Raw genomic sequence first — 12,965 nt, 5'->3', positions numbered from 1 at the left:
GGGGCGGGCCTCCTGAGGGCACATCACCCACGTGGTTTCACACGCCCGGCGGCACCCGGGACGGCCGTCCCGTACCCCGGGTCAGCCGGTAGCCGGCGACTCCGGCCAGGGCGGCCAGCGCACCGCCCACCGCGGTCCACACCCACCGGTCGGACCACCAGCCGGAGGTCCAGCCGTCCTCGGGCTCGAGGTCGGCCAGCACGGCGGCCGGCGAGTCGTCCCCGTCGCCCTCCTCGCCGTCGTCGGTCTCGTTCCGCAGTGCGACACCCGGCACCAGCGGTTCCGCGAGCGAGCCGTCGACCGCCGCCGCACCGCCCATCTCCTTGGAGCCGGCACGGACTTCGACGTCCACCGGCTGACCCAGGTCGGACGCCGCGAGGTTCACCGCCGTGAGCCGGACGTAGTACGTGCCCGGCAGCGGGTCGTCGGCCCACGGCTCCGCCCAGGCGCGGACCGTGCGCAGCACGCACTTCAGCTCCACGGAGGCCGCGTCGGCCGCCGCGGTGCGGGTCTGGGCGCCGTACTGGCAGGCCTGCCGGCGGCGCAGGCCGTCGTACACGTCGACCCGCCAGGTCCCGGCGGCGTGCGTCCCGGGCAGCTTCACCGTCGCGTCGACGGTGGGACGTTGCCCCGCGTCCGCCGGGAACGACCAGTACAGGTAGTCGCCGACGGAGGCACGCGCCGTGGCGGTCTGCCCCTGCTCGAACTTTGTCGCGGTACGGAACGAGGTGCCCGCACGGGTCGGCCCGGCGGCGTCCTCGGACGCGCTGGGGGAGGGGGTGGAGTCGGCTGCCGCGGGGACCACGGCAGCGGCGGCGAGCCCGGACGCCAGCAGAGCGGCGCCCAGCAAGCGGGTGAAGCGGGTGATGCGCATCAGCTGGTCCTCCAGACCGCGAGCCGCCAGCGTGACAGCCAGCCCCAGACGAGACCGGCGAGGAAGCCCGTGAGGACCAGTGCGCCGAGCAGCCACCAGCCCCGGCCCAGGCCGAAGGAGGCCACGTCGCTCGACCCGCTCGGGCCGTCGACGACGTCGATGGTCAGTTCCAGCGGCAGGCCGGGCGTGGTCTTCACGCCGGAGCCCGGCGAGAACGAGTGGGTCACCGCCAGGCACACCGTCTCGGCGGCCGGTTTGCCGTCGTCACCGTCGTCGTCCCGTTCGGGTTCCGGGTAGCGCAGGCCGGTGGACAGGACGTCCGTGCGGCCGTTGCCGGTGGCCTCGCCGCGGACGATCTCCCGGCTGTGCACCGTGACGGCCCGCAGCAGCACGCCGTAGTCGGGGTTCACCGCCCGGTCGGCCGCCACGCTCACCGAGGCGCGCAGTTCCTGGCCCGGCAGTACGTCCACGCGGTACCAGCGCTGCTGCCCGAACTCCTCACGGTCCGTGAACAGCCCGGACTCCAGGGTCGGCGCCTTCGCGCACGAGGCGCCGCCCTCGGTCGCGACCGGTGTCACCACCGGCTCGGCCGCGCGGTCCACCAGCTCGTTCACACGGTCGGTGAGTTCGTCCTGGTGCTCGACCGAGGCGTAGGTGCCGCCGGTCGCCTCGGCGATGCAGCTGAGCTGCCGGCTCAGCTTGGCGTTCGGCACCAGGCCCAGCGTGTCGATGGTCAGGCCGATCCCCTTGGCCGCGATCTCCCGGGCGACCTCGCACGGGTCGAGCGGGGCGCAGGTGTCCTCACCGTCGCTGATCAGCACGATGCGCCGGGAACCGTTGCCGCCCTTGAAGTCGCCGGCCGCCTCCAGCAGGGCGGGGCCGATCGGGGTCCAGCCGGTCGGGCTCAGCGTGGCCACCGCCGTCTTGGCCTCGGTGCGGTCCAGCGGGCCGACCGGATAGAGCTGCGCGGTGTCCTTGCAGCCCTCCTTCCTGTCGTCGCCGGGGTAGTCGGCACCGAGGGTGCGGATCCCCAGCTCGACCTCCTCCGGCGTCGCGTCCAGCACCTCGTTGAACGCCTGCTTCGCCGCGGCCATCCGGGACTGCCCGTCGATGTCCCGGGTCCGCATCGAGCCGCTCACGTCGAGGACGAGGTCGACCTGGGGGGCGTCCCGGCCCGTGGGTTCACCGGCGGTCGCCGCGGACGGGAAGGCGAGCCCCGCCGACAGAGCGGCGAGCAGGACACCGATGCCTGCGGCCGGCCATTTTCTTCTGATCATCGGCGGATCCTATTGATCAGGGACGCCGTGTTTCAAAGCGGGGCTCCGGTGCCGGCCCTGCACGGCCCCGCCCTGAGGGGGATCGAGCAGTGGACTGGGCAGTTGTGCCCAGTCGTCCCCGGTCGTCCCCGGCGAAAGCCGCATCAGCGTCAGCGCCTTGGCGGGCAGCGGTTCGCCGCACAGTGCCGCGAGGTCCGGGGTGCGCGGCAGATCCCGTACGGCACTCTCCAACGCTGCGCGCAACGCCGGGCCGGAGCCGGTCGTGCCGGCCAGCGCGCCCGCCACCAGCGAACCGAACAGCTTGCGCCGCAGAGCCCGTTCGTCGTCCGTCACCATACGGGCGGGCAACCCGGGCGCGCGGACGCCGTGGCGGGCGAGTCGCGCGGGGCTGATCCGCAGATCGGCCAGATCGCGGTAGACCAGCCGCACCGGCTCCCCGTCCGACGCCAGCACCACCAGCAGGTTCTGGCCGTGGGCCTCCAGCGCCACGCCCACATCGAGGAGTTGCAGCCCGACCGTCAGGGCGAGCCGCGCGAACCGGGCCGTCCAGCCCGGGGAGCGGGGCAGCCCGGTCGCCGCCAGGGCCGCCACCGGCACCACCCGCTCCCCGGCCGCCGCGTACTCCTGCGGCGACTCGCGCACCACGGCCGCCAGATCGGGGGAACCGGCCGCCGCGGCACCCAGGGTGCGGGTGATGTGCAACAGCCCCCCGGTCCGCGCCGCCACCGACTCCCCGAACTCCGACAGCACCGCGGACGCGGCGACCGAACCGAGCGAGATGTCCCGCACCGAGGACGTCAGCCGCGCGCTCAACGCCGTCTTCACATGCGGCCCGTCGGGCAGTGCGAGCGTGCGCAGCGCCATCAGCGGACGCGCCGCCATCCGCTCCGCGGGCTCCCGCCTGAGCACGTGCGCCGCCTGCCAGGGATGCACCGGGATCACCACCCGCCCCCCGTCCCGCAGCCACCGGGGCCAGCTCCCCGTCACCAGACAGTCCCCGGCCGGCACCGCGACCAGCCCCAACTCCACCAGGGGCCGGTGCTCGGGTCCGTACGCCAGCTGCTCGGCCACCGAAAAACCCGGACGGGAGCGGCAGCTGGGATGAAACGGATGCCCGTCGACCACCCGCTGCTCCCACTCCCAGTCGGACCTCCCGTCCCAGGCACCCGCGCCCTCCCCGCCCCCCTCCGAAGTCCCCGCCCGGGACAGCGCCAACGAGGCGACACTGTGAGCGAGTTCGGCGGCGAAGGCGGCCGAACGCGGCACGGCGAGTTCCCCCGTCAACCGTGCGGGATCGTCGTACGCCACCCCGTCCAGCCGTACGACGGTGACGTACGCGGCGGTCGCATACGGGTCCGGGCGCGGGCCGCGCAGCCGACGGCCGTCCGCCAGCCGCAGCGTGAGCCCGTCACCGTCCGGCTCCCGGCGCACGACCCACGGCAGCGGGTCGTGCGCGAGGCCGCGCCACAACCGGGTCAGCACGGCCGCGCGGGCCCCTGGCAGCGCCGCCGCGTACCGGGGCACCAGCGCGGGCCGTACGACGGCCAACTCGTCGGCGGTTTCGGTCTCGACGGCGAAGGGACGGTGCACAGGCGGGCTCCTCGGGTACGAAAGGCGTTGCGGAACGAACAGGCCGGTCCGTGACGGACGTGCGGAGATACTGATCGCCTCCGTTTGGACCGACCGTAGGGAAACAGTGGAACGCGTGGACCTCATGCCCCCACCCGCAGACGACGACGCGGCACCCCGCGCCCACGAAACCGGCCGGCCGGCCGCCCGCGCCGACGCGTACGCCGCCGCCCCGCTCCTGAACTGCCTCCTGCGCGAGGTCGCACAACCGGTGCCGGACGGCGAGGCCGAGGACAGGGACGAGGACACGGACCGGGACCGGGAACGAGAGCCGGGCGCCCCCCGGACGTACCGCCTGCCGGGCACCCACCGCCTGCTGCGCGTCCACGGCACCCGCCGCAGCCCCACCGCACCCGAGGTCCGCGCGCAGGACGGCACCTGGCACCGCCTCGGCCATCCGGAACTGGTCGAACTGGTCGCCGAGGAGCTGCGCCGGCACACCGGCGTGCCCAACCGGGAACTGGCGGCCGAGATGACCGACAGCCGCGACACGGTGGCCGCGCTGCTCACCGCACGGGCAGGCGCCGTCCCGCCCGCCGACCCCTACCTGCGCTCCGAGCAGTCCCTGCTCACCGGCCACACCCACCACCCCGCCCCCAAGGCCCGCGGCGCTGGCCCCGCGGCGAGCTGGCTGCCGTACGCGCCGGAGGCGTACGCGCGTTTCCCGCTGACGCTGCTCGGCGTGCGCGAGGACACGGTCGTGGAGGAGGGCGACACGACGTCCCTGGACCACCTGGGCACCGCCCCGCCCGGCTACCGCCTCCTGCCCGCCCACCCCTGGCAGCTGGAGCTGGCGGCCAGGAGCCTGGCCCCCGCGTTCGCCGACGGCCGCCTGATCCGGCTGGGCACGACCGCGTTCCCGGTATGGCCCACCGCCGCGATCCGCACCGTGTACACGCCCGCGCGGGACCTGTTCCTGAAGTTCAGCCTGGACGTGCGCATCACCAACGACGTCCGCCGTCTGTGGCGCCACGACCTGCTGAGGCTGAGCAGGACCGATCGGGCCACGAGCGAGGCCTTCGCCGCCTCGGCCACGGCCGACGCCCCCGCGGCCTGGCTCAGCGACCGCGGTTACCGCACCGCGGACTTCGCCTTCGAGGAACTGGCCGTACTGGTCCGCGACGGCCTGCACGCCCACCTGCTCCCCGGCACGACCCCGCACCTGGCCGCAGCCCTGCCGGAGGACTACGAGGGCAACCCGCTGGCCACCACCCCCACCCCCGCCGCCTGGTGGAAGGCCTACCTGGCCCAGGTCGTCCCCCCGGTGCTGCGGGCCTTCGCCCGGCACGGCGTCGTGGTCGAGGCCCACCTGCAGAACACCCTGATCGCCGTCGGCACCGACGGCATGCCCGTACAGGCCCTGTACCGGGACGCGGAAGGCGTGAAACTGCTCCCGGAGGTGACGAGGGAAGCGGGCTGGGAGCGCCTCGTCTACTGCCTGATCGTCAACCACCTGACGGACATCGGGTCCGCCCTGACCGAACACCACCCGGGCTTCACCCCGTGGCCCGCGGCCCGCCGGGAGCTCTCCCGCCACCTCCTCCCGGAGACCCGGGCCCTCCTCACCGCCCCCACCCTCCCCGCCAAAACCAACCTCCTGCTCCGCTGGACCCACGCCGACGGAGCCTCGGCCCGCTACGTGCCGGTCCCCAACCCCCTGGCGGAGCCGTAGGCGCCGGCGGTTCGTACGCCGGCGCCCTCAGGGATCCTTTCCCTGGGCCCGCCCGGGTCGCACGGTCCGGCACCGCGCCCCGCCGCGGTGCCGGAGAGCCCTGGTGGCTCCGCTGCGAGGGCTCTCCGGTGCCTTGCGACGCACGGCACCGGACCACGCGACCCGACCGGACGCTCGGAGCGAAAGGACCCCTTGCTCCGGCGGCGTACCACGTGCGGGCGCAGTGGGCCGTCGGGTGCGGTGGGGTCGTCGAAGTCCCCGGCCGGGTTCCGGGCCATGCCGATGCGGCGCGTCACCGCCCGCGGACGGAGGGCGCCGGCCGTGGTGACAGCATCACTGCGGGACCCCGGTAGTGCTGGTGCCACTCGGTCATCGGGTTGCTGGACCAGGCACCGGACCTGCGGCTGTCGGAGGCGCACGCGGTGCCGGCGCCCCACCCCGTCCCGTGCCGGGCGGCGAAGGCCGCGTTCACCTGCTTCCGCAGGGCAGCGCGCAGGGTGGCGCGGTCGACGGACAGGTGCCGCACCCGGCGCAGCGTCGCCCCGCTTCCTCCGCGCTCCGCAGCGACCGGCATGGGCACCCTCCCCCGTTCGTCCCGGGGCCCGATGCGCCGGGAAACGCAGAAACCGGTACGCCCCCCGCCGCGGCGCCGTTCATCCGCCCGGGCCGGTCCGTCAGCGGCGCTGAGCTGCTCGGTCTCCTCCGGACAGCAGCACAGCGGCGCACGGGTACGTCCCTCCGCCCCGCCCGGTGGGTACTGAAAAGGCCTGAGCGGGACACACGTAGAGGCGGAACACACGTAGAGGCGGGACAGACGGCAGGCAGCGGTGCGTACGACACGGGGCGCCGCGTGGCGAGAGGGACGAGGTGGGCGATGCGCGCACTGACCGTGCGACCCGGAGAGAAGGATTCCCTGGAGGTACGGGAGCTGCCCGACCCCGCCCCGGCTGCCGGCGAACTGCTGGTGCGGGGCCTGGCGGTGGGAGTGTGCGGAACGGACAGGGAGATCGTCCGAGGCGAGTACGGCTGGGCCCCCGCGGGCCGGGAGCGGCTGGTCCTGGGGCATGAGTCCCTCGGGCGGGTGCGGCAGGCGCCGCCCGGCAGCGGGTTCTCGGCCGGTGACCTTGTCGCCGGGGTGGTGCGCCGACCGGACCCCGAACCGTGCGGGGCCTGCGCCCGCGGGGAGTTCGACATGTGCCGCAACGGCCGCTACACCGAACGCGGTATCAAGGAGACCGACGGCTATGGCGCCCAGGTGTGGTGCGTGGAAGCCGGCTACGCGGTGAGGCTGGAGCCGCGTCTGGAGCGCGCCGGTGTGCTGATGGAACCGGCCACCGTGGTGGCGAAGGCGTGGGAGCAGGTCGAGCGGGTCGGTGGCCGTTCGTGGTTCGAGCCGCGTCGCGTCCTGGTGACGGGAGCGGGGCCCATCGGGCTGCTGGCCGCCCTGCTGGGGGCACAGCGCGGCCTGGAGGTGCATGTCCTCGACCGGGTGACCGAGGGACTCAAGCCCGCGCTGGTACGGGAGTTGGGCGCGACCTACCACGCGCAGGACGCCGAGCAGGTCGTCTCCGCCGTGTGCCCGGACGTCGTCATCGAAGCCACGGGTGCGAACGAGCCCGTCCTCGCCTCGCTGACGGGTACCGCGTCCTACGGGGTGGTGTGCCTGACCGGTGTGTCGCCCGCCGGCCGCAGGACGACCGTGGACGCGGGCGCCGTCAACCGGGAGATCGTGCTGCAGAACGACGCGGTGGTGGGCTCGGTCAACGCCAACCTGCGTCACTACCGCCAGGCTGCCGACGCCCTGGCGCAGGCCGACCTGTCATGGCTCGAGCGCCTGATCACCCGGCGGGTGCCGCTGGAGCGCGCAGAGGAGGCTTTCACGCCGCAACCGGACGACGTCAAGGTGGTCGTCGAGCTGTAGGCGGCACTGTCCGAAGGAGAGCTCCGGATGTCTCACCACACTGCTCCACTGGTCGTCGTCATGGGCGTGTCGGGTTCGGGAAAGACCACCGTGGGCCAACTGCTGGCACGGCACCTCGGTGTCCCTTACGCCGAGGGGGACGACTTCCACCCCGCACCCAACGTGGCGAAGATGCGAGCGGGGCACCCGCTCGATGACGAGGACCGCCGCCCCTGGCTGCACGAGATCACACGATGGCTGGTCGGCCATGCCGACAGCGGCGGAGTGGTGACGTGCTCGGCGCTCAAGCGGGGCTACCGCGACCAGCTGGCCTCTGCCGTGCCGCACGTCTTCTTCCTCCACCTCGATGGCTCGCCCGAGCTGATCGCGGCACGGATCAACGCGCGGCAGGGTCACTTCATGTCGCCCGCTCTGCTCCGTACGCAGTTCGCCGACCTCGAACCGCTGGGCGACGGTGAAGCGGGCGCGGCCGTCCCGATCGACGGAACGCCGCAGGAGACCGCTGCCCTCGCTCATGCCGCCGTCACCTCTTCCTGAGCCGTGCCCGGCCCTCTGCGTGCCGCACGCACTGCGGGCGCCGAACCCTGTACGGGCCGTCCCTCGTCGGCGGGACGACCGAGGAGCCAGGTCGTCCGGTGGGCCGTCCTCGGCGCCGAGCCGCCCTGCCCCGTGGCCGAACGGCCCTGCAGCGGCACGCCCGCAGGCGTGGCTCGAACGCGCGTCCGTCGCACCTCCCCGGTTGTTCCGGGCCGGGAACATCCGGATTCGGCACCGAAAAAACGGAACCATACGCATCCAACCGGCTGGTTGGGGTCGAAAAACGGACATGAAGCTGCAAGACGAACTTCCGGTCGACCACCACCTGGCGACCGTCTACCGCTACGGTGCCGCCTTCTGCGGCCTCGTCCTGCTCGCCTTCGCCGGCCTCGGCTTCGCCGACGCGCTCAGTCCCTTCAGCACGTCGGGAAACACGATCGCCGGCATGACCACCAACGTCGCGCTCAGCGTCATCTCCACCGTGGTGGGGCTGGCGCTGCTCGTCGGCGCCGCCATCGGCGGCAACTTCGCCTCCACCCTCAACATGACGGTGGGCGGGCTGTTCGTGCTGAGCGGCTTCGCCCACACCTTCGTGCTGGGTCGCCCCGCCAACATCCTGGACTTCGGCATGAGCAACGTGATCTTCAGCTACGTCATGGGACTGCTCATCGCGACGTTCGGCATGTACGGCCGGGTCTCCAGCAAGCTGTCCCACGACAACCCCTACTGGCAGCGCAGGCACTCCGACCGGGCGGCCCGGGAAGCGCAGGCTGCCTCACCGCGGGACGCGGGGCAGCAGTCACTGCCCCGGGCCGGGAGCCGGGACTCCCGGGGCGGACGCACCTCGCTCCGGTGACGCCGTGGACGAGCCGGCGCGGGGCGCGTGCCTCGCCGAGGGGGTGCCGTCGCCCCTGTGGGGGCAGGCGGCACCACGGCGGTCCGGGGCCGGCTACCTGGCCCCGTCGAGGGCGGCGAGCGCCTGCGCCCAGCGGACGTACTTCAGCTCGGCGAGGTCCGCCACGGTCCTGACCCCGAACGCCTCCTGGAGCAGCTCGCCGTCACGGTCGGAGACCCCCTTCAGCGCGGCTACCGGGGCGGTCATGATCTCGGGCAGGCTCTTGTCCGCCCATGCCTTGTCCAGCACCTTGTCCAGGTCGATCGAAGCCATGTGTGACATCCTCCAGAGCGTCGGATCCGCTGCGTGCGCGGAACTTCTACAAACATGTAGAACCATAGGGCGGGTCTGTGCGGGAAAGGACCTGCTCCGGGCGGGCGTGCCAAGAAAGGCCGAAACCGGCCTCTTGGGCTGGCCGACTTCGTGCCCCGGCCGCCTGCTGTCGTCCCTCGGCGCCGCTCGGTGTCCCGCCCGCGGGCCGGGGAAGGCGCCGGGCGGCCTTTTTGCGCCTCCTTTACAGTGGAGGGAGAGGCGGGCAAGCCTGCTTCCGGCCACCGTCGTCACAGGTGGCCCGCGCGTTGTGAGAAGGAGCGGCGTTCCCCTGATGGGTGAGCCTCCCGGCACCGCCCGTGCCCTGCCCCGTCCGCCGTCCGTGAGCGCGGGACCGGGGGAGGCACGATGACCGAGGTCCTGCTGCTTCTGCTGGCCCTCCTGCTGACCCTGGCCTGTGCGATGTTCGTCGCCGCCGAGTTCTCCCTGACCACAGTCGAGCGGAGCGATCTGGAACGCGCCTGTGAGGCCGGCGAGCGCGGCGCGGAGGGCGCGCTGAAGGCCGCCCGCCGCCTGACCCTCCAGCTGTCGGGCGCCCAGCTCGGCATCACCGTGACCTCCCTGGTGATCGGCATGCTCGCCGAGCCTTCGCTCGCGGCGCTGCTGCGCGGTCCGCTCCGGGAGATCGGTCTGGGCGCCGCCGCCTCGCCGGTGGCGACCGTGCTGGGCGTGGGGGTGTCCACCGTCGTGCTGATGGTCGTCGGCGAGCTGGTGCCCAAGAACTGGGCGATCTCCCGGCCGCTGGCGGTCGCCAAGGTGGTGGCCGGACCGCAGCGCGGCTTCACCGCCGCTTTCGGTCCGTTCATCCGGCACCTGAACGGCACCGCGAACCGTGTCGTACGCCGCATCGGGATGGAGCCCACCGAGGAGCTGGCCTCCGCCCGCAGCTCCGAGGAGCTGGTCGCGCTCGCCCGGCATTCGGCCGCCGAGGGGGCGCTGGAGGAGGACGCGGCCGAGCTGTTCGTCCGTACGCTCCACCTGAACGAACTGACCGCGGAGAACGTGATGACACCGCGCGTCGACGTCAAGGCGCTGGAGGTGCACGCGACGGCCGCGGACGCCGCCAACCTCACCCACGCCACCGGCCTCTCCCGCTTCCCCGTCTACCGCGACAGCCTGGACGAGGTCGTCGGCACCGTCCACATCCGCGACGTCCTCGCCCTGGAACCGGAGCGGCGCGCCGTCACGCCGGTCACCGAGCTGGCCACCGAGCCCCTGCTGGTGCCCGACAGCCTCACGGCCGACCGGCTGCTGGAACGGCTTCGGGTGACCCGCACCATGGCCGTGGTCATCGACGAGTACGGCGGTACGGCGGGCGTGGCGACGGTCGAGGACATCGTCGAGGAGGTCGTGGGCGAGGTACGCGACGAGCACGACCCCTTCGAGACACCCGACCTGGTGCCCGCGCCCGCCACCGGGGACGGCCGTGCGGTGTGGGAGGCGGACGGCAGCGTACGCATCGACCAGCTGGCCGGCATAGGGCTCACCCCGCCCGAGGGTCCGTACGAGACCGTGGCCGGGCTGGTCGCCACCCGCCTGGCCCGTATCCCCGCCGAGGGCGACGCCCTCGACCTCGACGGCTGGCGGCTGGACGTCCTGGAACTGGAGCACCACCGCGCCGACCGGGTCCGCATCACCCAACCGGTCCGCGTCCCGGCGCAGCCGCGGGAGGAGTCCCGATGACCGCCCTCCAGCTCGCCCTCGGCGTCCTGATGGTGCTGGTCAACGCCTTCTTCGTCGGCGCCGAGTTCGCCCTGATCTCGGTGCGCCGCAGTCAGATCGAGCCCCGCGCCCACGCGGGCAACAAACGGGCGCGGATGACCCTGTGGGGTCTGGAACACCTGTCCCCGATGATGGCCACCGCCCAGCTCGGCATCACCGCGTCCTCGCTGGTACTGGGCGCGGTCGCCGAACCGGCCATCGCGCACCTGCTCGAGCCCGGCTTCGAGGCGGCCCGCATACCGGACGGCCTGGTGCACCCGATCGCGTTCGTCATCGCGCTCGGCCTGGCGACGTACCTGCACATGCTGATCGGCGAGATGGTCCCGAAGAACATCGCGCTGGCCGCCCCGGCCGCCACCGCGCTGCTGCTGGGGCCGCCGCTGGTGGCCGTCACCCGGGCGCTCAAGCCGGTCGTCTTCGGCATCAACGCCTTCGCCAACGTCCTGCTGAAACTGCTGCGCGTCGAACCGAAGGACGAGGTCGCGTCCGTCTTCACCGACGACCAGCTGGTCCGCATGGTCGTCGACTCCAGCGAGGCCGGCCTGCTCTCACCCGCCGACGGCGAACGGCTGCGCGACGCGCTGGAACTGGGCACCCGGCCGGTGGGCGAGATCCTCGTCCCGGCCCGGCGGATGCACACCGTCGAGGACACCGTCACCCCGGCGCGGCTGGAACGGGTGGCGGCGGAGGCGGGCTACTCCCGGTTCCCGGTCACGGGCCAGGACGGCGGTCTCCTGGGGTACCTGCACATCAAGGACACCCTCGGCCCCACCGACCGCGACCAGCCCTTCCCGCGCGGTGCGCTCCACCCGGTCACCCGGGTCCGCATCGACACACCGCTGGACGACACCCTCACCGCCCTGCGCACCGACGGCAGTCACCTCGCCGCCGTCCTCGGCGAGGGCGACAAGGTGATCGGCGTCGTCACGATGGAGGACGTCCTGTCGGAACTGGTCGGACCGGCGGCTCCGGCCGCCCCGTGACCCCGCCCCGCCCCGGCCCGGTCGCCGGACGTCACGCTCGGTTACTATGCTCACTTCCTACCGAAGGCACCAGGACCGATGCTGGCCGAGCGCCGGGAGTTCTCCATGGATCATGAGGCTGTCGAGTCGAGCGGCCCGGGAACACGATGAGAAAGGTGACCGCGACCCGCTACATCGCACCCCTGCACTCCGGCGGCTCCGTCCCCGGCATCGTCGAGGCCGACGACAGCGGGACGTACGTCGTGAAGTTCACGGGGTCCGCGCAGGGGCGCAAGGCGCTGGTGGCCGAGGTGATCGTCGGGGAGCTGGCGCGTGCGCTGGGACTGCGGTTCCCGGAGCTGGTGCTGGTGGACTTCGATCCGGTGATCGCCGGCAGCGAGCCGCACCAGGAGGTGCGGGAGCTGCACGAGGCCAGCGCCGGGACCAACCTCGGCATGGACCACCTGCCGGGGGCGCGGGACTTCACCCCCGAGGTCGCCGAGGCGTTTCCCGTCGACCCGGTGGAGGCAGGGCGGATCGTCTGGCTCGACGCCCTCACGGTGAACGTGGACCGGACCGTGCACTCCTCCAACCTGATGGTCTGGCCGACGCTCGGCGTGGCGGAGCCCCGGTTGTGGCTCATCGACCACGGGGCCGCGCTCGTCTTCCATCACCGCTGGGACGCCTCCGACCCGGCGAAGGCGTACGACTTCCGCCACCATGCCCTCGGTGGCCACGGGCCCGACGTCCGCGCCGCCGACACCGAGCTCGCACCCCGGGTGACCGAGGAACTGCTGCGTTCCCTCACGGCCGAGGTCCCCGACGCCTGGCTCGCCGGTGACCCCGACTTCGCGACGCCCGGCGCGGCCCGCGAGGCGTACGTGAGGTATCTGGGGGCGCGGGTACGGGCCTCGGCGGCCTGGCTGCCGACCGACTTTCCCGGCGCGGAGGAACTGGCCGCGGAGAACGCCCGCCGCGCCGCCCGCTCCCGGCAGGGGCGCCCGGCCTGGCTCAAGAACGTTCCCGATCTGCACGGCAGACCCGCGGCGGAGCAGGACTGGTCGGCGCACCTGGGGTGACCGGCGGCCCGGGGCGCGCCCCCCCCCGGGGGCGGGCGGCCCCGGGCACCGCGGCCCCCCCGCGGGG

General features: G+C 73.4%; 12 protein-coding genes. 7 read left to right on the top strand and 5 right to left on the bottom strand.

The window, feature by feature from the left end:
• Positions 1 to 37: 37 nt before the first annotated feature.
• From ORI94_RS13110 to ORI94_RS13100, 3 genes are read right to left on the bottom strand one after another with little or no spacing between them, the layout of a single operon-like run.
• On the bottom strand, positions 38 to 874 hold the full coding sequence (locus ORI94_RS13110; RefSeq protein WP_266074716.1) for a hypothetical protein: 837 nt from the start codon (positions 872 to 874) through the stop codon (positions 38 to 40).
• Positions 874 to 2,151, bottom strand: coding sequence for a VWA domain-containing protein (locus ORI94_RS13105; protein WP_266074715.1), 1,278 nt, complete (start codon positions 2,149 to 2,151; stop codon positions 874 to 876). Before ORI94_RS13105 ends, ORI94_RS13110 begins: the two co-directional genes overlap by 1 nt.
• Before the next feature lie 9 nt (positions 2,152 to 2,160).
• Positions 2,161 to 3,741, bottom strand: coding sequence for an IucA/IucC family protein (locus tag ORI94_RS13100; protein ID WP_266074713.1), 1,581 nt, complete (start codon positions 3,739 to 3,741; stop codon positions 2,161 to 2,163).
• A 106-nt stretch (positions 3,742 to 3,847) separates the two neighbouring features.
• On the opposite strand from ORI94_RS13100, the gene ORI94_RS13095 reads away from it, so the two are divergent.
• Entirely contained in the window at positions 3,848 to 5,452 is a 1,605-nt protein-coding gene (locus ORI94_RS13095) for an IucA/IucC family protein (RefSeq protein WP_416237814.1), read from the top strand.
• 292 nt (positions 5,453 to 5,744) lie between these two features.
• Here ORI94_RS13095 and ORI94_RS35510 read toward each other — a convergent pair whose 3' ends face one another.
• Positions 5,745 to 6,026, bottom strand: coding sequence for a Tn3 family transposase (locus ORI94_RS35510; protein ID WP_416237813.1), 282 nt, complete (start codon positions 6,024 to 6,026; stop codon positions 5,745 to 5,747).
• A gap of 300 nt (positions 6,027 to 6,326) precedes the next feature.
• Here ORI94_RS35510 and ORI94_RS13080 point away from each other — a divergent pair, with 300 nt between their 5' ends.
• The 3 genes from ORI94_RS13080 to ORI94_RS13070 all read left to right on the top strand — a co-directional run bounded on the left by ORI94_RS13080 (position 6,327) and on the right by ORI94_RS13070 (position 8,766).
• Positions 6,327 to 7,373, top strand: coding sequence for a glucose 1-dehydrogenase (locus ORI94_RS13080; protein WP_266074709.1), 1,047 nt, complete (start codon positions 6,327 to 6,329; stop codon positions 7,371 to 7,373).
• Between the two features lie 27 nt (positions 7,374 to 7,400).
• The gene (locus tag ORI94_RS13075; protein ID WP_266074708.1) at positions 7,401 to 7,910 is read left to right on the top strand and encodes a gluconokinase; all 510 of its coding nucleotides are present in this window, start codon (positions 7,401 to 7,403) and stop codon (positions 7,908 to 7,910) included.
• Between the two features lie 289 nt (positions 7,911 to 8,199).
• The gene (locus ORI94_RS13070) at positions 8,200 to 8,766 is read left to right on the top strand and encodes a DUF4383 domain-containing protein (protein ID WP_266074707.1); all 567 of its coding nucleotides are present in this window, start codon (positions 8,200 to 8,202) and stop codon (positions 8,764 to 8,766) included.
• 93 nt (positions 8,767 to 8,859) lie between these two features.
• Here the strand turns inward: ORI94_RS13070 and ORI94_RS13065 are convergent, their stop codons facing one another.
• The gene (locus ORI94_RS13065) at positions 8,860 to 9,078 is read right to left on the bottom strand and encodes a hypothetical protein (protein WP_266074706.1); all 219 of its coding nucleotides are present in this window, start codon (positions 9,076 to 9,078) and stop codon (positions 8,860 to 8,862) included.
• 405 nt (positions 9,079 to 9,483) lie between these two features.
• Here ORI94_RS13065 and ORI94_RS13060 point away from each other — a divergent pair, with 405 nt between their 5' ends.
• The 3 genes from ORI94_RS13060 (at position 9,484) to ORI94_RS13050 (ending at position 12,898) form a co-directional block, all read left to right on the top strand.
• Complete coding sequence (locus ORI94_RS13060) at positions 9,484 to 10,818, top strand: hemolysin family protein (RefSeq protein ID WP_266074705.1); 1,335 nt, start codon at positions 9,484 to 9,486, stop codon at positions 10,816 to 10,818.
• Positions 10,815 to 11,840, top strand: a complete 1,026-nt coding sequence (locus ORI94_RS13055; RefSeq protein ID WP_266074704.1) for a hemolysin family protein — start codon at positions 10,815 to 10,817, stop codon at positions 11,838 to 11,840. Before ORI94_RS13060 ends, ORI94_RS13055 begins: the two co-directional genes overlap by 4 nt.
• A 146-nt stretch (positions 11,841 to 11,986) precedes the next feature.
• Positions 11,987 to 12,898 (top strand): HipA family kinase, encoded by a 912-nt coding sequence (locus ORI94_RS13050; protein WP_266074703.1) that lies wholly within the window; start codon positions 11,987 to 11,989, stop codon positions 12,896 to 12,898.
• Positions 12,899 to 12,965 lie beyond the last annotated feature (67 nt).

Origin of the sequence: Streptomyces sp. NEAU-W12 (genome assembly GCF_026242095.1) — a bacterium.
GTDB lineage: Bacteria > Actinomycetota > Actinomycetes > Streptomycetales > Streptomycetaceae > Streptomyces.
This window is presented reverse-complemented; position numbering and strand designations above follow the sequence as displayed.